The organism is Nocardia sp. CDC519, assembly GCF_059509835.1.
Map to the genome: position 1 here is coordinate 4,359,022 of NZ_CM183377.1, position 19,698 is coordinate 4,378,719.

Sequence of the window (19,698 nt, forward strand, 5' to 3'; positions counted from 1 at the left end):
CCCCTGTCACAGCGGCGCATCGAACCACCAGCGAGCCCGCAGCTCGGCGGCCGCGACCTCGCCGTTGACCTGGATGGCGCAGAAATTGCGGTCGGGAGCGTCGAAGAACACCTCGAGACGGCCGAACTTCTCGCCGTGCACCGTGGTGTAGCTGCCCCAGCGCAGATAGCCCGACCCGGACTCCCGTTTCCAGTGCTCTTCGCCTTCCATCCCGGGCCAGGGCAGCGGCCCGAGCCGGCCGCGGTCGGCGGTGCAGTGCAGGAACATCATCGCGACCGGGTCCTGATCGCCGGTGCAGCGAATCACGCTCAGCGGCAAGGCGGTATCCATCGGCACCAGATCGCGCTTATCGTCGATGGCCTGGCAGACGGAGAGTTCGCGGTAGCCGTAGCCATCCGGCGAATAGGGCAACAGCTCGGCGAACGGTTCGACCATGAACGAATACGCGGCCCAGTCCGGCGAAACCCGCGGCGCCGCACCGGAGGGAGTCGGCAGCCGCACGGCCGCGGCGGATTCGACCCGATCGGGCCAGGCGACGATGGCGAGCACGACCGCGAGCACGACGACCCCCGCTGCCCCCGCCCACAACAGCGCCCGCGTGCCCGCCGTGCGGGCCGAGCCTGCCCCACCGGGTCCGGTCGCGGCGGCAGTGGGCGCGGTGAGCCGGATGGTTTCGGCCTCCGCGTCGGTCAGTGCGCGGTGCGCCGCCTCGGCCAGCGCACCGCAGCTGGGATACCGGTGCGCCGGATCCTTGGCCAGCGCGGTCGCGATCACCTCGTCGAATGCCGCGGGCAACCGGGTATCGACTCGAGACGGCCGCGGCGGCGGATCGTTGAGATGGGCGAACATGACCGCGCCGGGAGTGTCACGTTGAAACGGCACCGACCCCGTCAACAGGTGAAAAAGCGTGCAGCCCAGCGCGTATACGTCCGCGCGCTGATCGAGCACCTCGCCACGGATCTGCTCGGGCGCAGCGTACGCCAGGCTCGCGGTGAGCCCACCCGGATCGCCGAGAGTGGTCGAATCATCGGCGGGGCGAGCGATACCGAAATCGGTGACCAGTACGCGATCCGGCTCCCCCGGCTGCTCGGCGATGAGTATGTTGGCCGGCTTCACATCCCGGTGCAACAAGCCCGCACGGTGGATCTCGTCGAGACCGCGCGCGGCCTCCCCGATGATGTACACCGCGCGCTGCGGCGGCAACGCCGCCGGACCACGCCGGATCAACTGCGCGCCGTCGACGCCGTCGACGTACTGCATCGTCAGCCACAGCCGGCCGTCGAACTCACCGCGATCGCGGACCGCGACCAGATTGGGATGCTGTAGCCGGGCGGCGATGTCGGCCTCGCGCAGGAAACGCGCGCGGAATTCGGCGTCGTCGTGATGGCTGTCGGAGAGTACCTTCAGCGCGTCCTTGCGTGGCAGCCTCGGATGCTGGACGAGATAGACGGCCCCCATACCGCCGGCACCGAGGCGGCGCTCGATCCGGTAACCGGCGACATCCATGCCTTCGGCGATCTCCACCCGGCACCGTCCTCCCACACCCGCGTCGACGCCGGGACCCTTCCGGCGCCGCGTGCGTCATCTGGGTGCAGGCCCGCGACCAGCCCCGTCGACGACAACGAACACGCCCGGGAATATAGCAGCCCGCACCGACGGCGACGGCTCAGAAACCGAGCTTGCCCAGCTGCTTCGGATCGCGCTGCCAGTCCTTGGCCACCTTCACGTGCAGGTTCAAGTAGATGCGGGTACCGAGGATGTGCTCGATCTGTTTGCGGGCATTGGTGCCGACCTCCTTGAGCCGGGCACCACCCTTGCCGATGACGATCGCCTTCTGGCTCGGCCGCTCCACGTACAGCAGCGCGTGCACGTCCAGCATGTCCTCACGGCCCTCGTACGGCAGGACCTCCTCGATCACGACGGCCAGCGAATGCGGCAGCTCATCGCGCACACCCTCGAGGGCCGCCTCGCGGATGAGCTCGGCCATCAGGGTTTCCTCGGGCTCGTCGGTCAGCTCACCGTCCGGATAGAACGCCGGACCCTCCGGCATCTTCGAGGCGATGACGTCCACCAGCACCTCGACCTGCTCGCCCTTGACCGCCGACACCGGCACCACATCGGCATCGGGTCCCAGCAGCTGCGACACCGCGAGCAGCTGCGCGGCGACCTGATCGCGGCTCACCTTGTCGATCTTGGTGACCACGCCGAGCACCGTCGTCTTCGGCGCCATCTGCTTGACCTGCTGCACGATCCAGCGGTCACCGGGGCCGATCTTCTCGTCGGCCGGGATACACAGCGCGATCACGTCGACCTCGGAATAGGTGTCGCGCACCAGATCGTTGAGCCGCTGGCCGAGCAGGGTACGCGGACGATGCAGCCCTGGCGTATCGACCAGGATCAGCTGGGTGTGCTCACGGTGCACGATCCCGCGAATAGTGTGGCGGGTGGTCTGCGGGCGCGAGGAGGTGATCGCGATCTTGGCGCCGACCAGCGCATTGGTCAGCGTCGATTTACCGGTGTTCGGCCTGCCGACGAAACAGACGAACCCGGAACGGAATTCGTCCTTGCCGGAACCGGATCGGTCAGCCACCCTGCACCTCGAAACCCTCGGCGATATCGAACACCGCGCCCGCCCGATCGGTGAACACGATCCGCGCCTGCGCCGACACCTCGCGCACCGCGGTCACCCCCGGATCGGAGAACTTGCCGCCGACCACCACGGCCGCTTCGAAACCCTCCGCGCCGCTGGAGAGCGCGGCGGCGACCGCGGCCTGCAATGCGGTGAGCCGCAACGCGTCCAGACCCACCTCGCCCGCGGCGTAGGTGCGCCCCTCGCTGTCGCGGACGGCGGCGCCGCTGGAGCCCTCGGTGCGTGCCATGGCGCCACGCGCCAGCACCAGCAGCTTGTTGTCCTCGGCATCCAGTTCAGTCATTCGGTGTCTCCTGTTCGTCTCGGCCACCCGGGATCACCCCGGCCGCGCCGTTACCGTTCGATGCCGTCTCGCCGTCGACCGCCCGGCTGACCACCACCGTGTGCACGCGCACCCGGCCGCGGGTATCGGGTCCGCCTTCGCCACGCAATTGCAGACCGTGGGCGGTGATCTCCGAACCGGGCAGCGGGACCCGGCCGAGCTCATGAGCGAGCAGCCCGCCGACGGTGTCGACATCCTCTTCGTCGATCTCGAGGCCGTACAGTTCGCCGAGGTCCTCGATCGACAACCGTGCCGATACCCGGTAGCGGTCGTCGTCGAGCTTCTCGATGGGCGGGGTCTCGTCGGTGTCGTACTCGTCGGCGATTTCGCCGACGATCTCCTCGAGTACGTCCTCGATGGTGACCAGCCCGGCGATACCGCCGTACTCGTCGACCAGCAGCGCCATATGGTTGCGGCGGCGCTGCATCTCGTCCAGCAGGGCGTCCAGCGGTTTGGAATCGGGCATGAAGACCGCGGGCCGCATCACCTCGCGCACCTGCACGCTGCGGCCGCGATCGCCGTACTGCACAAGATCTTTCAGGTAGACGACGCCGAGAATGTCGTCGACGTTGGCGCCGATCACCGGGATCCGGGAGTGCCCACTGCGCACCGCGAGAGAGGTGGCCTGCGCCGCGGTCTTGTCCTGCTCGATCCACACCATCTCGGTGCGCGGCACCATCACCGCCCTGGCGGCGGTGTCGCCGAGCTCGAACACCGACTGGATCATCCGGCGCTCGTCATCGGCGACGACACCGCGCTCACGCGCCATATCGACCACCTCGCGCAGTTCGATTTCCGAGGCGAACGGGCCGTTGCGGAAACCTTTACCCGGGGTGATCGCATTACCGATGAGGATCAGCAGCCTGCTGACCGGCCCGAGCAGCGCGCCGATGAACTGCAACGGCAAGGCGGCGGCCAGCGCGATCGAATAGGCGTGCTGGCGGCCGAGGGTGCGCGGCCCGACCCCGATCACCACGTAATCGACCAGCACCATGATGACCGCCGTCAGCAGCAGTGCCATCGCGTCGGACAGCATCGTGGCCAGCGCGGCCGCGAGCAGCACCGTCGCGGTGATCTCGCACAGGATGCGCAGCAGCACCATGAGATTCACATAGCGCGGCCGGTCGTCGACGATGCGGCTCAACCGTGCCGCGCCCGCCCGTTCGGCGCGCACCATATCGTCGAGGCGAGCAGGGGAAATCGTGTTCAGCGCGGAATCGACGGCAGCGAACACACCACCGACGGGAACCAGCAGGACCGCCAGGACGATCAGAGTCAGCGCGTTCACGCCTGAGCATCACCCGGCGTCGTGAAGCCCGCTTTCCCCAGCAGGCGGGCATCGCGTTCGGCGAGTTCGGCGCGGCGCGCGGCCTCGCGCAGGCTTTCGTACCACTCCTCGAGCAGCCGGGCCTGCAACGCGAACATCTCCTTCTCCTCCTCCGGCTCGGCGTGGTCGTAGCCGAGCAGATGCAGCACACCGTGCACGGTGAGCAGCGCGAGTTCATGATCGAGGGAATGGCCGGCCTTGCGTGCCTGACCGAGCGCGAACTCGGGGCACAGCACGATATCGCCGAGCATGGAGGGGCCGGGTTCGGGACTGTCGGGCCGCCCACCCGGCTCGAGCTCGTCCATCGGGAACGACATCACGTCGGTCGGACCGGGCAGATCCATCCAGCGCATGTGCAGGTCGGCCATGGTGTCGAGATCGACGAGCACCATGGACAGCTCCGCGGCCGGGTGCACATCCATTCGCGCGATCACGAACCGTGCGACACCGACCAGATCTTCCTCGGGCACGTCCATGCCCGACTCGTTGGCGATCTCGATACTCACCAGGTCAGCCTAATGGGTGCGGCCGGTCACCGTCCGACCGCAACCCCGCGAGGTGCGCGAGAGGTTCAGCGGCGTCCGGTGCGGTTGGCGGCCCGGCGCTGGGCCCGGTTGCCCGGCATGTGCGGGCCGACCGGGCGGGTTTCGGCCTCGAACCGGTCGTAGGCGTCGACGATGTCGGAGACCAGGCGATGCCGGACGACGTCGCTGCTGGTGAGCTCGGCGAAGTGGATGTCCTCGATCTCGGTGAGGATCTCACTGGCCGCCCGCAGCCCGGAACGTGAGCCGTTGGGCAGATCGACCTGGGTGACGTCACCGGTGACCACGATCTTCGAACCGAATCCGAGCCTGGTCAGGAACATCTTCATCTGCTCGGCCGTGGTGTTCTGCGCCTCGTCCAAGATGATGAACGAATCGTTCAGCGTGCGACCACGCATGTATGCCAGCGGCGCGACCTCGATGACTCCGGCCGCCATCAGCTTCGGGATGGCTTCGGGGTCCATCATGTCGTGCAGGGCGTCGTAGAGCGGGCGCAGGTACGGGTCGATCTTCTCGTTGAGGGTGCCCGGCAGGAAGCCGAGGCGTTCACCCGCCTCGACCGCCGGCCGGGTGAGGATGATGCGGTTGACCTGCTTGGACTGCAACGCCTGCACGGCCTTGGCCATGGCGAGGTAGGTCTTGCCGGTGCCTGCCGGGCCGATACCGAACACGATGGTGTTGGCGTCGATGGCATCGACGTAGCGCTTCTGGTTGAGCGTTTTGGGGCGGATGGTCTTGCCGCGCCGGGACAGGATGTCGAGGCTGAGCACCTCGGCGGGCGATTCGGCGGTGCCCTCGGTGAGCATGGACACGGTGTGACGCACGGCCTCGGGGGTGACCACGCGGTTGCGGCCGGTCAGCGCGACGAGCTGTTCGACGACACGCTCGGCCAGCGCCACATCGGCGGCCTTACCGGTGAGGGTGACGGAATTGCCGCGCACGTGGATGTCGGCGTCGAGCAGGTCTTCGAGTTCGCGCAGGTTCTGGTCGGCCGATCCGAGGAATGGGAAAACGGACTCCGGTGCGAGTTCGATACTGGAACGTACGGTGCGTGCCGCGGGACCCGTGCTGCTGACGTCTGCACCATTGCCGGCCGCGGGGGTCGCCGGGTCGCCGATCTCACCTTGGGTTCTCACGTAGTGGCCTTAGCCTGCTTTCCGGTCTCGGAGCCGCCGCATCACCCGCCCCACACCCGTGCCGACCACCGCCCGTTCGGCGGCATCGGCGCTGCTCCGGCGCGGTGGAGATGATGCGCTGTGGATGACCAAAGTTTAACGCGCGGCACCGACACCCGCCCACCGATTAAGCGGGCCCCGGTTACCCTCAGGCGGCCTACCAGCAGCTATGGGGATGCTCCCCGCGGTTGGGCAGGGGTCGCACGGGCATCGCCAGGACCGGCGGCGCACCGTGGGACCCGTCCACATCGCGGAATCGCCGGAAGCCGAGATCGCCGGCGCGGCCCGGCTCAGCCGCATAAGCAGCCCAGCGTCGGCAGCGCAGGACGGCCTGCACGAGCGCAGCGCACGATCGGGCGGCGCGGCCGCATCCTGACCGCCCGCACTGATTCCCCGCCGGGCCCGATAGGTGGGGAAGTGGCGGTAAACACCCAGGTCCCGTGCGATGGCACGGACCGGGACGGGCACACTGGAGCAGTGAGTTCGCCCGCCGCCACCGCCAAGCACACCGATGCCGCCACCCCGGTGCTGCGCGATTTCGGCGGCGGACCGTTCGGCATCTACGTGCACGTACCGTTCTGCGCGACCCGCTGCGGGTATTGCGACTTCAATACCTACACCGCCGGTGAGCTGGGCAGTTCGTCCTCGCCGCAGTCCTGGATGACGGCGCTGCGCGGCGAGCTGGCCACGGCGGCCCGGCAGTTCGCGGCACTGCCGAGCGCGACGCCGGAAGTATCGACGGTGTTCGTCGGCGGCGGCACGCCCTCGCTGCTCGGCGGCGACGGCCTCGCCGAGGTGCTCGACGCGATCCGAGCCGAGTTCGCGCTGGCCGCCGACGCGGAGGTCACCACCGAATCGAACCCGGAGTCGACCTCGCCGGCGTTCTTCGAGCAGATCCGCTCCGCCGGGTACACCCGGGTATCGCTCGGCATGCAGTCGGCCGCCGAGCACGTGCTGGCCGTCCTGGACCGCACCCACACGCCCGGCCGGGCAGTCGCCGCCGCGAAGGAGGCCCGCGCGGCCGGATTCGAGCACGTCAACCTCGACCTGATCTACGGCACCCCCGGCGAACGCGACAGCGACCTGGACGCCAGCCTGGACGCGGTGCTCGAGGCCGGCGTCGACCACGTCTCGGCGTACTCACTCATCGTCGAGGACGGCACTGCCCTGGCCCGGCGCGTCCGCCGCGGCGAACTACCCGCACCCGACGACGACGTCCTCGCCGCCCGCTACGAACGCATCGACGCCCGCCTGTGCGGCGCCGGGCTCACCTGGTACGAGGTCTCCAACTGGGCGTCCTCGGACGCCGCCCGCTGCCGCCACAACCTCGGCTATTGGGACGGCGGTGACTGGCTGGGCGCGGGCCCCGGCGCGCACAGTCATCTCGGCGGAGTGCGCTGGTGGAACGTCAAACATCCGGCGCGGTACGCCGATCGGGTGGCCGACGGCGGACTGCCCGCGGCGGGCTGGGAATCGCTCACCGACGATGAGCGCTACCTCGAGCGGATCATGCTCGTGACACGGTTGCGCACCGGACTGTCGATGGAGGATCTGAACGAGACCGGAATCGCCGCGGCCGAACGGATTCTCGCCGACGGGCGGGCCGAACGGCACGGCGATCGTCTGGTGCTCACCGATCAGGGCCGGCTCCTGGCCGATGGTGTGGTGCGAGATCTCCTCGGGTGAATCCGGTTGCTCCGCTGGTCGCGAGCCGAATCGGACAGGCGAACCAGAACCTCGGTGCTCGCCGGTGCGCACCAGGTTCCAGCCCGCCGCGTAACCTCGCTACGGCCGGAGCCGCGTACGGCCGGAATCGACGCTGATCACAAATCCTCGTCTGATCTCCGACCCATGGTCGACAGCCGTGCGCCTGCCCAACTCGGCTGGTCGGAACCGAGTACCAACGGGGACCGACACCTCATGCCGGGGCGGTCGAGGTGGCAGTACGGAAGGTTCGGCGGTAAGCCAGCGGGTAGACGCCGATGGCGTCGTGCAGGTGTCGGCGCAGGGATGCTCCTGTCGCGAAGCCCACCTCGCCGGCGATGCGATCCACGGAAAGCTGCGTGGTTTCGAGGAGTTCACGGGCGCGGAAAATCCGTTGTTGCGTGAGCCAGCGGCCAGGACTCATCCCCACCTCCTCCTGGAATCGGCGGGCGAAGGTCCGGCCACTCATGTGAGCACGTTCGGCCAAGTCCGACATAGTGATCGGGTGGTGCAGATTTTCCAGCGCCCATTGGCGGGCGGAAACGGTGCCCGCCATCGCGACCGGAGGCACCGGCCTTTCGATGAACTGCGCCTGCCCGCCCTCACGCCATGGCGGGACCACGCAACGGCGCGCGACCATATTGGCGACCTCACTGCCATGGTCATTGCGGATCAGGTGCAGGCACAGGTCGACGCCGGCAGTCGCGCCCGCCGACGTGAGGATGTCCCCGTCGTCGACGTAGAGAACATTCGGATCGAGCTGCACCTTCGGAAACGCCCTGCGAAAGCGGTCGGCATAGTTCCAGTGAGTGGTCGCGGGACGGTTGTCGAGGAGTCCAGCCGCTGCGACCACGAATGCGCCCGTACAGATGGAGACCAGGCGAGCTCTCGGGCGGATCAGTGCCAGCGCGTCCGAGGTAGCGTCCGGCAGCCCACTGTCGAGGATCGGAGCAACGTCACACGGTGGAATCACCACGGTATCAGCGGTTTTCAACATATCTGCGCCGTGTGCGACCGCGATGTCGAAATCGGAGTTGCTGCGAACCGGCTGCCCGTCGAGTGAGCAGGTGATCACGTCGTATCGCCCATCCGCGGTCCCGAAGACCCGGTTCGGGATGCCCAGCTCGAAGGGATAGGCGCCATCGAGCACCAGAACGACAACTCGGTGTCGCTGCTTCGACTCGGACCGCATGGCATGATCGTATCGAATGATGGCAATTCTGCCATTTTGCGGCCGGGCGATCGGCGGCAAGCTGACAGCCATGAGCGATGACATCAGCATCCCCACCACTATGCGGGCCATTCGGCAGGATGTGCTCGGAGGACCCGAAGTACTGCATGAGGTGGAGATGCCCGTGCCGCAGCCGGGTCCGAGCGAGATCCTGGTGCGGGTACGTGCCACGGCACTCAATCCGACGGATTGGAAACACCGCGCGATCAAGGGGCTGTTCCTCCCGGACCCGCCCTTCACACTCGGCTGGGACGTCTCCGGCGAGGTGGTTGCCATCGGATTCGGTGTCACCGTGTTCAAGCCGGGTGACGAGGTCTTCGGCATGCTTCCCTACCCTCACGGCCACGGCGCCGCCGCCGAGTACGTCACCGGGCCGGCCCGGGCCTTCGCCCGCAAACCGACAACCCTCGACCACATCCGATCTGCCGCCGTCCCGCTGGCCGCTCTGACCGCCTACCAAGCCCTGGTCGACACAGCTGATGTACAAGCGGGGCACCGTGTTCTGATTCATGCCGCCTCCGGCGGCGTCGGTCACTTCGCCGTCCAGATCGCCAAGGCCCGCGGCGCACACGTGATCGGCACCGCCAGCGCCGCCAACCACGATTTCCTGCGCGGGATCGGTGCCGACGACGTGCTCGACTACCGCACAACCGATTTCGCCGAAACTGTCCGCGATATCGATATGGTTCTCGACCCGATCGGCGCCGACCACGCCATCCGCTCGCTGCGCACGCTTCGCCCGGGCGGCATCGTGGTCTCGATTCGCGCCGGCAGCAACGAGAAGCTGTACGCGGAGGCCGAAAAACTGGGTGTCCGAGCTGTCTCCATGCTCGTCGAGGCCGATCACGAAGGCATGAACGCCATCCGAGACCTGGCCGAATCCGGAGCGCTTCGCCCTACGATCGCCGGTACCTTCCCGCTGACCGATGCTGCGAAAGCTCACACCCTCGGTGAGACGGGCCGCACGGTCGGCAAACTTGTCCTCACCGTGGACTGATCGCCACGGGCGCTCGTCGGTGCGCGGAGTCTGCGGCCTCGGTGATCGGTGCACCCGATCCACCGATCGAGGTTCCCATGGCATTCGAACGGGCGCGGAAACGCGCCGGAACCCGTCATCGGCGGTCGCGATGTAGCTCGCGGCGTGCAACGCCGGCTCGGTGCGTTTCGGACAGGCCGGCCGCGGTCCGCGCGTGCCGTCGCACAATCATCGGGCTCGACGGTGAGAGCGGACCCGTCATCCTCACACCAACCAGGACCGGCCGCGGTAGAACTGATCGTCCGGATCATCGGAGTCCGGGCCACGGAGTTCCCCCGGCGGTCCCGACGGCGCGGGCGGCTCGGGTTCGCTCTCCTCGTCGGCGAACCGCTGCGTGTACTGCTCGATGATGCGTGCCCCGGCTTCGTCCTCGCCGACCACTTCCTGCACGGTCGCGGTGACGTCGCGGCGCAGCTTGGCCTGGGCCTGGTGCAGGCAGGACATCAGCTCGGCCGACAGTGCGGCGGGGCCGAGGCCGCGGATGCCGTCGGAGAAACGGATATCGGTCGGCAGGCCGTTACCGTCGACGGTCACGGTGACGCGCCCGCCCGGCGAGGTCTCGGTGACCGACATCGCCGCCATCCGGCCGTGCAGCGCCTGGTACTGCTGCGCCTTGCGCTCGAGATTCTGCGCCCACCGGTCGAGATCGCCGGCAGCCCCGGCAGCGTCGTCGAACATCCGGATCCCCCTCGTTCCGTGTCGTCATGGATTCGAAGCCGCCCAGGAAGTTACCACCCGGACCGGGGCGTCGACGGGCGCGCGGGACGCACTGGCCGCACCGGACGAGCGCCGCGCCGATGCGCAGCCAGGGACAACGCGCGGGCGGCCACTAAAATGGATGGGTGAGGTCCGGCGGAAGCCGGCCGGGCCCAGTATGGTGGCGCGCTGAAAGGCCGCGACTGCGTGCCCACGCGAGCGAGGAGGTGGGGCCGATGTCGAGCACCGAGGACAGACGGTTCGAGGTCCTGCGGGCGATCGTTGCCGATTACGTCGCGACCAAGGAGCCGATCGGCTCGAAAACCCTTGTCGAACGGCACAACCTGGGCGTGTCCAGCGCCACCGTGCGCAACGATATGGCCGTGCTGGAGGCCGAGGGCTACATCACCCAGCCGCACACCAGTTCCGGGCGGGTGCCCACCGACAAGGGCTACCGGCAGTTCGTGGACCGGATCGCCGATGTGAAGCCGCTCTCGGCCGCCGAGCGCCGCGCCATCCTGGAGTTCCTGGAGTCCGGCGTCGACCTGGACGATGTGCTGCGCCGCGGCGTGCGTCTGCTGGCCCAGCTGACCCGTCAGGTCGCTGTCGTCCAGTACCCGACGGTGTCGGCGTCGACGGTGCGCCATATCGAGGTGGTCGCGCTCAACCCGGCCCGACTGCTGCTGGTGGTGATCACCGACACCGGTCGCGTCGATCAGCGCATCGTGGAACTCGGCGCACTCGTCGACGACGAAGATCTGGCCGCCTTGCGCGGCATGCTCGGTGGCGCCATGGACGGCAAGCGGCTCGCCAACGCCTCCGCCGCGGTCGCGCAGCTGCCCGAGCAGGCGCCGCCGCGGCTGCGTGACGTGCTGGTGCGGGTCGCGACGGTGCTGGTCGAGACCTTGGTGGAACACCCGGAGGAACGGCTGGTGCTCGGCGGTACCGCCAACCTCACCCGCAATGCCGCCGACTTCGGATTCCCCGGCTCGCTGCGCGCGGTGCTGGAGGCACTCGAGGAGCAGGTGGTGGTGCTCAAACTGCTCGCGGCCGCGCAGCAGCCCGGCACGGTGACAGTGCGCATCGGCGAGGAGACCCAGGTCGAGCAGATGCGCGGAACCTCGGTGGTATCCACCGGTTACGGTGCGTCCGGGGCGGTCCTGGGCGGTATGGGTGTGCTCGGCCCCACCCGGATGGACTACCCGGGCACGATCGCTTCGGTGGCCGCGGTGGCCAAGTACATCGGTGAGGTCCTGGCCGAACGCTGACGACCGAGCCCGGTCCTCGCCTCCGCTGATACGCTCGAATCTCCGGCCGGATAAAGTTGAGTGAACCCGACTAATGCTGTGCGGTTGGAGCAGTACGGGCCAGGGACGAGCCCAACAGCCTCCGGCGGTACGCAGTCGGAACTGTGGACAGCGATCAAGGACTAGAGAACTCAAGTGGCACGGGACTACTACGGACTGCTCGGCGTCGCGAAGAACGCGACCGACCAGGAGCTCAAACGCGCATACCGCAAGCTGGCTCGCGAACTGCATCCCGACGTCAACCCCGACGAGGCGGCCCAGGCACGCTTCAAAGAGGTCTCGGCGGCCTACGAGGTGCTGACCGATCCGGAGAAGCGGCGCATCGTCGACATGGGCGGCGATCCGCTCGAGTCGGGCGGCGGCGGTGCCGGCTTCACCGGCGCCGGGTTCGGCGGCCTCGGCGATGTGTTCGAGGCCTTCTTCGGCGGCATGAGCGGTACGGGCGGTGCTCGTAAGCCGCGCGGGCGGGTGCAGCCCGGCGCCGATTCGCTGGTGCGCACCCGGCTCAGCCTCGCCGAATGCGCTGTCGGCGTCACCAAGCACCTGACCGTCGACACGGCCATCCTCTGCGACAGCTGCCACGGTGCGGGCACCAACGGCAATTCCAAGCCGGTGCGCTGTGAGACCTGTGGCGGCGCCGGTGAAGTCCAGTCGGTGCAGCGTTCGTTCCTCGGCCAGGTGATGACCTCCCGGCCCTGCCCCACCTGCCGCGGCGCCGGTGAGACCATCCCCGATCCGTGCCACAAATGCGGCGGTGACGGCCGGGTGCGCGCCCGCCGGGAGATCGCCGCGCCGATCCCGGCCGGCGTCGCGAACGGCATGCGGGTGCGGTTGGCGGCCCAGGGTGAGGTCGGTCCCGGTGGTGGTCATGCGGGCGATCTGTACGTCGAGGTCGTCGAGCAACCGCACGATGTGTTCGTCCGCGACGGTGACGATCTGCACTGCACGGTGCGGGTCCCGATGGTCGACGCGGCCCTCGGCACGACGGTCGTCATCGACACCATCCTCGACGGGCCCACCGAGCTCACCATCGCCCCGGGCACCCAGCCCGGCGAGGTGTCGGTACTGCGCGGGCACGGTATGCCGCGGCTGCGGTCGGGCGCGCGCGGTGACCTGCTCGCCCATCTCGACATCGTCATCCCGACCAAGCTGGACAGCAAGCAGACCGATCTGCTGCGCAAGTACAAGGGCATGCGCGACCGGGAGCGGGCCGAGGTGATGTCGGCGCAGTCCGAGCACAACAGCGGCCTGTTCGCCCGGCTGCGCGCCTCCTTCAGCGGACGCTGAGTGGCCGCGACCGTCTTCTATCTCGACGAGATCCCCGCACCAGGGGGTATCGCCGTGCTCGACGGACCCGAGGGCAGGCATGCCGCCACGGTGCGCCGCATCCGGGTGGGCGAGCAGATCACCCTGTCCGACGGACGTGGTTTGCTCGCCGAATCCGAAGTTGTTGCCGCACAGCGCGATCGACTCGAGCTCGCGGTCCGGTCCACCACGGTCGCGGCACCGGCGCAGCCGCCGGTCACCGTGGTGCAGGCGCTGCCGAAATCCGACCGGTCCGAATTGGCCGTCGAGCTGATGACCGAGGCCGGCGCGGACGTCATCGTGCCGTGGCAGGCCGCCCGCTGCGTCGCCAACTGGGAGGCCAAGGCGGACAAGGGCATCGGCAAATGGCGGGCCGCCGCCAAATCGGCGGCCCGGCAGTCCCGGCGGCCCTATATTCCCGAGGTCACCGGCCTGCACCGGACCGCCGATCTGCTGACGGCGGTGCGCGCGGCCAAGGCGGACGGCGCCGTGGTGGCGGCTCTGCACGAGTCCGGCGAGTCCCGGTTCACCGCGCTACCGCTGAGCGACGCGCCCGCGATCATGTTGATCGTCGGGCCGGAAGGTGGACTCGACGACGCGGAGTTGTCGGCATTGGCCGAGGCCGGCGCCGAGGTGGTGCTGCTGGGGCCGACCGTATTGCGGACCTCCACCGCAGCCGCTGTCGCCCTCGGAGCACTGGGGGCCTTGACGGCGCGGTGGAGTCGGTCATGACCGGCCGCCCACGCGGCTACGTCCCGATCACTCGGCGACGACCGACGTGTTCTGGTTCGCGGTGAGCATCCAACGCCCGTCCTCCTTGCTCATCACGTACATCGGGCTGCCCTCGCTATCGAGTTCGCCATCGAGGGTGAAGTAGCGCTGCCGGATCTTGACCGCCGCAACATCCGGTCGGATGAACATGATGTGCTCCACCTCGTAGCTCGCGGAGCCGTGCGCGGTGGCGCCGGGCAGCACTTTCGCGGTGAACTCGGCGATCGCCGCGCGCCCGAACAGGCGCTTGCCGTGGCCGGTGGTCCAGATGGCGTCTTCGCGGAACAGGCCGACGAATTCGTCGACGAGTTCGTTTGCCTGTGCGTGGGCGACGGTGTCGACCACGGCGCGGATCGCGGCGAGTTCGGTGTCGGTATCGGCAGGACGGTAGTGGGTCTGCGTTGTCTCGATGCTCATGCCGATGAGCCTGCGACCTCGAGCAAGGTCGAGGTCAATACCGTTGTGGGCCGAGTCACAGCCGACATCGGACACTTCCCCCATCCGGCCCGGATCGGAACTATGAGAGCGGTCACAATTGACCCTCGGATCCAGGGAATTTCCCCCTTGTGAGCGGAAAATACTGGCAGGACGGTCGGAACGTAGGTTCTGACATGGCACAATGAAGCCCATGCGCGAAATCGGAGTACGACTGGTGGCACGTCGCCACGTCGACTTCAAGCGCGTCTGCAGCGCCTGTTGTCTGCCCGGTTCTTCCCGGTAGCTCAGCTGCGCCCGTTCCCGGACCCCCGGCCATCCCCATTCTCCCGGCCATTCCGATATCGAGGACTTCGGCCCGCTGACACCGCGGGCGTGAGCACAGCCCATCTCACGCCTTCAGCACGGACGTACGACACACCCAGCAGGAGCAGCCCCCATGACGTCGAGCACCGACGCCGGCCCCGCCGATCAGCCCGAAACCGCCACGCCCGCTCGTGAGCGCCGGGTCCGCCCGGACCGCCCGCGCGCCGACGCGGCGGCCGCCCCGCGCGCCCGCACCGGTAAGCCGGTGAAGCGGCGCGCCGAGGGTCAGTGGGCGCTCGGGTACCGCGAGCCGCTGAACCCCAACGAACAGTCCAAGAAGGACGACAACCCGCTCAATGTGCGGGCACGTATCGAGAACATCTACTCCAAGACCGGCTTCGACGGCATCGACAAGGGTGATCTGCGCGGCCGGTTCCGCTGGTGGGGCCTCTACACCCAGCGCGAGCAGGGCTACGACGGCACCTACACAGGTGACGAGAACATCGACCTGCTCGAGGCCAAGTACTTCATGATGCGGGTGCGCTGCGACGGCGGCGCGCTCAATGCCGCGCAGGTGCGCACCATCGGTGAGATCTCCACCGAGTTCGCCCGCGACACCGCCGATCTCTCCGACCGGGAGAACGTCCAGTACCACTGGATCGAGGTGGAGAATGTCCCGGAGATCTGGCGGCGGCTCGAGCAGGTGGGCCTGCACACCACCGAGGCCTGCGGCGACTGCCCGCGCGTGATCCTCGGCTCGCCGCTGGCGGGTGAATCGCTGGACGAGATCATCGACCCGACACCGGCGATCGAGGAGATCGTGCGCCGCTACATCGGGAAGAAGGAGTACTCCAACCTTCCGCGCAAGTTCAAGACCGCGATCTCCGGCCAGCAGGACGTGGTGCACGAGATCAACGACGTCGCCTTCGTCGGCGTCGAACATCCCGAGCACGGGCCCGGCCTGGATCTGTGGGTCGGCGGCGGTCTGTCGACCAACCCGATGCTGGCCCAGCGCGTCGGCGCGTGGGTCCCGCTGGACGAGGTGCCCGAGGTGTGGGAGGCGGTCGTCGCGGTGTTCCGCGATTACGGCTACCGCCGCCTGCGCACCAAGGCCCGGCTGAAGTTCCTGATCAAGGACTGGGGCATCGAGAAATTCCGTCAGGTGCTCGAGGACGAATACCTGAAGCGCAAGCTGATCGACGGACCTGCGCCCGCCCAGCCGGACAAGCCCATCGATCATGTGGGCGTACAGCGGCTGCGTAACGGACTCAATGCCGTCGGCTTCTCCCCCATCGCCGGTCGCGTGTCCGGCACGATCCTCACCAAGGTCGCCGAGGCCGCCGAGCGCATCGGCTCCGACCGCATCCGCTTCACCCCGTACCAGAAGCTGATCATCCTCGACGTCGCCGACGACAAGGTCGAGGAACTGATCGCCGAGCTGGAACCGCTCGGGCTGCAGGCGCGTCCGTCGATCTGGCGCAAGAACCTGCTGGCGTGCAGCGGCATCGAGTTCTGCAAGCTGTCGTTCGTCGAGACCCGTAAGCGCTCCCAGGTGCTCGCTCCCGAGCTGGAGCAGCGGATGGCCGACATCAACGCCGAACTCGACGTGCCGATCACCATCAACATCAACGGCTGCCCCAACTCCTGCGGCCGGTCCCAGATCGCCGATATCGGCTTCAAGGGCCAGCTGGTCGACGACGGCGAGGGGAATCAGGTCGAGGGCTACCAGGTTCATCTGGGTGGCAGCCTCGGGCTCGACAGCGGTTTCGGCCGGAAACTGCGCCAGCACAAGGTGACCAGCGCCGAACTCGGCGACTACATCGAGCGTGTGGTGCGCAATTTCGTCAAGAACCGCGACGCGGGCGAGCGTTTCGCACAGTGGGCAGTGCGCGCCGACGAGGCCGACCTGCGATGAGCACGCCTGATCAGGTGACGGGAGATCAACAGTGACAACACAACTCGCGAACAAGCTGTCCGAGGACGAGCTGCGCGCCATCGCCGAACGCGGTGCCGCCGAGCTCGGCCAGGACGCGTCGGCGCTCGACCTGCTGCGCTGGACCGAGGAGACCTTCGGCACCGGCTACATCGTGGCCTCGAACATGCAGGACGGTGTGCTGGTCCATCTGGCCGCGCAGGTGCGTTCCGGCGTGGACGTGCTGTTCCTCGACACCGGGTACCACTTCGCCGAGACCATCGGCACCCGTGACGCGGTGGAGGCGGTGTACGGGGTGAACGTGATCAACGTGCGCCCCGAGCATTCGGTCACCGAACAGGATCAGCTGCTCGGCAAGGACCTGTTCGCGCGCGATCCGGGCGAATGCTGCCGGTTGCGCAAGGTGGTGCCGCTGAAGAAGTCGCTGGCCGGCTACAACGCCTGGGTGACCGGCATCCGCCGGGTGGAGGCGCCGACCAGGGCCAACGCACCGCTCATCTCCTTCGACGAGGCGTTCGGCCTGGTGAAGATCAACCCGATCGCGCCGTGGTCCGACGACGAGATGCAGGACTACATCGAAAAGCACTCGATCCTCGTCAATCCTCTGGTGGAAGAGGGATATCCGTCCATCGGCTGCGCTCCGTGCACGCGGAAGCCGGAGCCGGGATCCGATCCGCGAAGCGGCCGTTGGGCCGGCCTCGCCAAGACCGAATGCGGGTTGCACAGCTCATGACCGAAACAATCAGCGAACGTTCCCTCGGCCTCACCGATTTCGACACCCTCGCGGCGCTGGAATCGGAATCGATCCATATCTTCCGCGAGGTGGCGGGCGAATTCGAGCGTCCGGTCATCCTGTTCTCCGGCGGTAAGGACTCCACGGTCCTGCTGCATCTGGCGCTCAAGGCCTTCTGGCCCGCGCCGCTGCCGTTCGCGCTGCTGCACGTGGACACCGGGCACAATCTGCCCGAGGTGCTGGAGTTCCGCGACAAGGTGGTCGAGCGCTACGGCCTGCGCCTGCATGTGGCGAAGGTGGAGGACTACCTGGCCGACGGCAGGCTCACCGAGCGTCCCGACGGCATCCGCAACCCGCTGCAGACCGTTCCGCTGCTGGACGCGATCAGCGAGAACCGTTTCGACGCCGTCTTCGGCGGCGGCCGCCGCGACGAGGAACGCTCGCGCGCCAAGGAGCGGATCTTCTCGCTGCGCAATGCCTTCGGCCAGTGGGACCCGAAGCGGCAGCGCCCGGAACTGTGGAACCTCTACAACGGCCGCCACGCACCGGGTGAGCACGTGCGGGTTTTCCCGCTGAGCAACTGGACCGAGCTCGACATCTGGCGCTACATCGCCCGCGAGAACGTCGACCTGGCCAGCATCTACTACGCCCACGAGCGCCCGGTCTACCAGCGCGACGGCATGTGGATGACGCCGGGCGTGTGGGGCGGCCCGGCCGAGGGTGAGGTGCTCGAGACCCGCTCGGTGCGCTACCGCACCGTCGGCGACGGCTCCACCACCGGCGCCATCCTGTCCGACGCCGCCGACAACGAGGCGATCCTCGCCGAGGTCGCCGCATCACGACTCACCGAACGTGGGGCTACTCGCGGTGACGACCGCGTCTCCGAGGCCGCCATGGAAGACCGCAAGCGAGAGGGATATTTCTGACATGTCCGACCTATTGAGGCTGGCCACCGCCGGTTCTGTCGACGACGGTAAGTCCACCCTGGTCGGACGTCTGCTCTACGACACCAAATCCGTGCTGGCCGACCAGATCGACGCCGTCACTCGCGCGTCGGTGGACAAGGGTCTGTCCACGCCGGACCTCTCGCTGCTGGTGGACGGTCTGCGCGCCGAGCGCGAACAGGGCATCACCATCGACGTCGCCTACCGGTACTTCGCGACGCCGAAGCGTTCGTTCGTGCTGGCCGACACCCCCGGCCACGTGCAGTACACCCGCAACACCGTGTCCGGTGCGTCGACCGCGCAGCTGGTGATCCTGCTGGTGGACGCGCGTAAGGGCGTCATCGAGCAGACTCGCCGCCACGCCGCGGTGCTCGCGCTGCTCGGTGTGCCGAAGCTGGTGCTCGCGGTGAACAAGATCGACCTGGTCGACGACGCGGCAACGGTGTTCGCCGAGATCTCCGCCGAGTTCAACAAGCTCACCAGCACGCTCGGCTGGTCGAGCGAGGACGTGCTGGAGATCCCGGTCTCGGCGTTGCACGGCGACAATATCGCCACTCGGTCGGACAACACCCCGTACTACGACGGGCCCTCGCTGATCGAGCACCTGGAATCGGTGCCGGTCGACGCCGACAGCTCGGGCACGCATTCGCTGGGCCTGCGGTTCCCGGTGCAGTACGTCATCCGGCCGCGCACCGCCGAGTACCCCGATTACCGCGGCTACGCGGGCCAGATCGCGGCCGGTTCGGTCGCGCCCGGCGACGAGGTGGTGGTGCTGCCCTCCGGCATCCGCACCAGCGTCGAACGCATCGACACCCCCGACGGTGAACTGGCCGTCGCACAGCCCGGTCGCAGCGTCACGCTGATCCTGGCCGACGAGGTGGATATCTCGCGCGGCGATCTCATCGCCTCCCCCGCCGACGCGCCGGAGCCGATCGATACCTTCGACGCCACCGTCTGCTGGCTGGGTGACAAGCCGCTGCGCCCCGGCGCCCGGCTGCTGCTCAAGCACGGCACCAAAACCACCCAGGCGATCGTCGGTGAGCTGATCGAGCGCTTCGACGAGCAGCGGCTGTCGGCTGCGCCGAGCCCGGAATCGCTGGAGCTCAACGACATCGGGCGCATTTCCGTGCGAGTCGCCGAGCCGATCGCGGCCGACGACTACCGGGTCAACCGGCACACCGGCAGCTTCCTGCTGATCGATCCGGCCGGCGGCAACACCCTGGCCGCGGGGCTGGTGGGCGACGCGCTCACCGCGGTCGAGGTCGGAACCGGGGCCTGACG

At 68.2% G+C, this 19,698-nt stretch carries 19 protein-coding genes; 10 read left to right on the top strand and 9 right to left on the bottom strand.

Annotated features, from left to right (window positions below; all coding sequences use genetic code 11):
* Positions 1–6: 6 nt before the first annotated feature.
* From AC5W7N_RS19535 to AC5W7N_RS19560, 6 genes are all read right to left on the bottom strand, one after another.
* Positions 7–1,524 carry a serine/threonine-protein kinase gene (locus AC5W7N_RS19535; protein ID WP_495921953.1) on the bottom strand — a complete coding sequence of 506 codons (1,518 nt, stop codon included), beginning with the start codon at positions 1,522–1,524 and terminating at the stop codon, positions 7–9.
* A 142-nt stretch (positions 1,525–1,666) separates the two neighbouring features.
* Positions 1,667–2,590: a GTPase Era gene (gene era / locus AC5W7N_RS19540; RefSeq protein ID WP_138451435.1), complete on the bottom strand. Its 924-nt coding sequence runs from the start codon at positions 2,588–2,590 to the stop codon at positions 1,667–1,669.
* Positions 2,583–2,933 carry a cytidine deaminase-like protein gene (locus tag AC5W7N_RS19545; RefSeq protein WP_163814067.1) on the bottom strand — a complete coding sequence of 117 codons (351 nt, stop codon included), beginning with the start codon at positions 2,931–2,933 and terminating at the stop codon, positions 2,583–2,585. Before AC5W7N_RS19545 ends, era begins: the two co-directional genes overlap by 8 nt.
* A complete protein-coding gene (locus tag AC5W7N_RS19550) occupies positions 2,926–4,260 on the bottom strand; it encodes a hemolysin family protein (protein ID WP_163814068.1) in 1,335 nt (444 codons plus the stop codon). Before AC5W7N_RS19550 ends, AC5W7N_RS19545 begins: the two co-directional genes overlap by 8 nt.
* Entirely contained in the window at positions 4,257–4,805 is a 549-nt protein-coding gene (gene ybeY / locus AC5W7N_RS19555; protein ID WP_163814069.1) for an rRNA maturation RNase YbeY, read from the bottom strand. The genes AC5W7N_RS19550 and ybeY overlap by 4 nt, the downstream gene beginning before the upstream one ends.
* 65 nt (positions 4,806–4,870) lie before the next feature.
* A complete protein-coding gene (locus AC5W7N_RS19560) occupies positions 4,871–5,959 on the bottom strand; it encodes a PhoH family protein (protein ID WP_163814131.1) in 1,089 nt (362 codons plus the stop codon).
* Positions 5,960–6,541: 582 nt separating this feature from the next.
* Here AC5W7N_RS19560 and hemW point away from each other — a divergent pair.
* Positions 6,542–7,702, top strand: coding sequence for a radical SAM family heme chaperone HemW (hemW, locus tag AC5W7N_RS19565; RefSeq protein ID WP_495924156.1), 1,161 nt, complete (start codon positions 6,542–6,544; stop codon positions 7,700–7,702).
* Between the two features lie 232 nt (positions 7,703–7,934).
* Here the strand turns inward: hemW and AC5W7N_RS19570 are convergent, their stop codons facing one another.
* The gene (locus AC5W7N_RS19570; RefSeq protein ID WP_495924158.1) at positions 7,935–8,912 is read right to left on the bottom strand and encodes a GlxA family transcriptional regulator; all 978 of its coding nucleotides are present in this window, start codon (positions 8,910–8,912) and stop codon (positions 7,935–7,937) included.
* 70 nt (positions 8,913–8,982) lie between these two features.
* On the opposite strand from AC5W7N_RS19570, the gene AC5W7N_RS19575 reads away from it, so the two are divergent.
* Positions 8,983–9,948: an NADP-dependent oxidoreductase gene (locus AC5W7N_RS19575; RefSeq protein ID WP_163814071.1), complete on the top strand. Its 966-nt coding sequence runs from the start codon at positions 8,983–8,985 to the stop codon at positions 9,946–9,948.
* Positions 9,949–10,191: 243 nt separating this feature from the next.
* Here the strand turns inward: AC5W7N_RS19575 and AC5W7N_RS19580 are convergent, their stop codons facing one another.
* A complete protein-coding gene (locus tag AC5W7N_RS19580; protein WP_495921954.1) occupies positions 10,192–10,665 on the bottom strand; it encodes a YbaB/EbfC family nucleoid-associated protein in 474 nt (157 codons plus the stop codon).
* 254 nt (positions 10,666–10,919) lie between these two features.
* Between AC5W7N_RS19580 and hrcA the strand changes: the two genes are divergently transcribed.
* From hrcA to AC5W7N_RS19595, 3 genes are all read left to right on the top strand, one after another.
* The gene (hrcA, locus tag AC5W7N_RS19585) at positions 10,920–11,951 is read left to right on the top strand and encodes a heat-inducible transcriptional repressor HrcA (RefSeq protein ID WP_138457013.1); all 1,032 of its coding nucleotides are present in this window, start codon (positions 10,920–10,922) and stop codon (positions 11,949–11,951) included.
* A gap of 174 nt (positions 11,952–12,125) precedes the next feature.
* Positions 12,126–13,277, top strand: a complete 1,152-nt coding sequence (dnaJ, locus tag AC5W7N_RS19590) for a molecular chaperone DnaJ (RefSeq protein WP_036534748.1) — start codon at positions 12,126–12,128, stop codon at positions 13,275–13,277.
* The gene (locus tag AC5W7N_RS19595; RefSeq protein ID WP_194989778.1) at positions 13,278–14,027 is read left to right on the top strand and encodes a 16S rRNA (uracil(1498)-N(3))-methyltransferase; all 750 of its coding nucleotides are present in this window, start codon (positions 13,278–13,280) and stop codon (positions 14,025–14,027) included. It begins immediately after the preceding gene.
* 27 nt (positions 14,028–14,054) lie between these two features.
* Here AC5W7N_RS19595 and AC5W7N_RS19600 read toward each other — a convergent pair whose 3' ends face one another.
* Entirely contained in the window at positions 14,055–14,483 is a 429-nt protein-coding gene (locus AC5W7N_RS19600) for an SgcJ/EcaC family oxidoreductase (protein ID WP_194989779.1), read from the bottom strand.
* A 211-nt stretch (positions 14,484–14,694) separates the two neighbouring features.
* On the opposite strand from AC5W7N_RS19600, the gene AC5W7N_RS19605 reads away from it, so the two are divergent.
* The 5 genes from AC5W7N_RS19605 to AC5W7N_RS19625 all read left to right on the top strand — a co-directional run bounded on the left by AC5W7N_RS19605 (position 14,695) and on the right by AC5W7N_RS19625 (position 19,696).
* Positions 14,695–14,787 carry an Ms4527A family Cys-rich leader peptide gene (locus AC5W7N_RS19605; protein WP_369008998.1) on the top strand — a complete coding sequence of 31 codons (93 nt, stop codon included), beginning with the start codon at positions 14,695–14,697 and terminating at the stop codon, positions 14,785–14,787.
* A gap of 153 nt (positions 14,788–14,940) precedes the next feature.
* Positions 14,941–16,722, top strand: coding sequence for a nitrite/sulfite reductase (locus tag AC5W7N_RS19610; protein ID WP_163814076.1), 1,782 nt, complete (start codon positions 14,941–14,943; stop codon positions 16,720–16,722).
* 31 nt (positions 16,723–16,753) lie between these two features.
* Positions 16,754–17,473 carry a phosphoadenylyl-sulfate reductase gene (locus AC5W7N_RS19615; protein WP_163814077.1) on the top strand — a complete coding sequence of 240 codons (720 nt, stop codon included), beginning with the start codon at positions 16,754–16,756 and terminating at the stop codon, positions 17,471–17,473.
* Entirely contained in the window at positions 17,452–18,399 is a 948-nt protein-coding gene (cysD, locus tag AC5W7N_RS19620; RefSeq protein WP_171048372.1) for a sulfate adenylyltransferase subunit CysD, read from the top strand. The genes AC5W7N_RS19615 and cysD overlap by 22 nt, the downstream gene beginning before the upstream one ends.
* Position 18,400: 1 nt before the next feature.
* A complete protein-coding gene (locus tag AC5W7N_RS19625) occupies positions 18,401–19,696 on the top strand; it encodes a sulfate adenylyltransferase subunit 1 (RefSeq protein ID WP_194991441.1) in 1,296 nt (431 codons plus the stop codon).
* Positions 19,697–19,698: the final 2 nt, after the last annotated feature.

Excerpts from the sequence above, each read along its gene's own strand:
- AC5W7N_RS19545 (WP_163814067.1), bottom strand. The coding sequence starts at position 2,933 with ATGACTGAACTGGATGCCGAGGACAACAAGCTGCTGGTGCTGGCGCGT.
- AC5W7N_RS19570 (WP_495924158.1), bottom strand. The coding sequence starts at position 8,912 with ATGCGGTCCGAGTCGAAGCAGCGACACCGAGTTGTCGTTCTGGTGCTC.
- AC5W7N_RS19575 (WP_163814071.1), top strand. The coding sequence starts at position 8,983 with ATGAGCGATGACATCAGCATCCCCACCACTATGCGGGCCATTCGGCAG.
- AC5W7N_RS19580 (WP_495921954.1), bottom strand. The coding sequence starts at position 10,665 with ATGTTCGACGACGCTGCCGGGGCTGCCGGCGATCTCGACCGGTGGGCG.
- hrcA (WP_138457013.1), top strand. The coding sequence starts at position 10,920 with ATGTCGAGCACCGAGGACAGACGGTTCGAGGTCCTGCGGGCGATCGTT.
- AC5W7N_RS19600 (WP_194989779.1), bottom strand. The coding sequence starts at position 14,483 with ATGAGCATCGAGACAACGCAGACCCACTACCGTCCTGCCGATACCGAC.
- AC5W7N_RS19605 (WP_369008998.1), top strand. The coding sequence starts at position 14,695 with ATGCGCGAAATCGGAGTACGACTGGTGGCACGTCGCCACGTCGACTTC.
- AC5W7N_RS19610 (WP_163814076.1), top strand. The coding sequence starts at position 14,941 with ATGACGTCGAGCACCGACGCCGGCCCCGCCGATCAGCCCGAAACCGCC.
- cysD (WP_171048372.1), top strand. The coding sequence starts at position 17,452 with ATGCGGGTTGCACAGCTCATGACCGAAACAATCAGCGAACGTTCCCTC.
- AC5W7N_RS19625 (WP_194991441.1), top strand. The coding sequence starts at position 18,401 with ATGTCCGACCTATTGAGGCTGGCCACCGCCGGTTCTGTCGACGACGGT.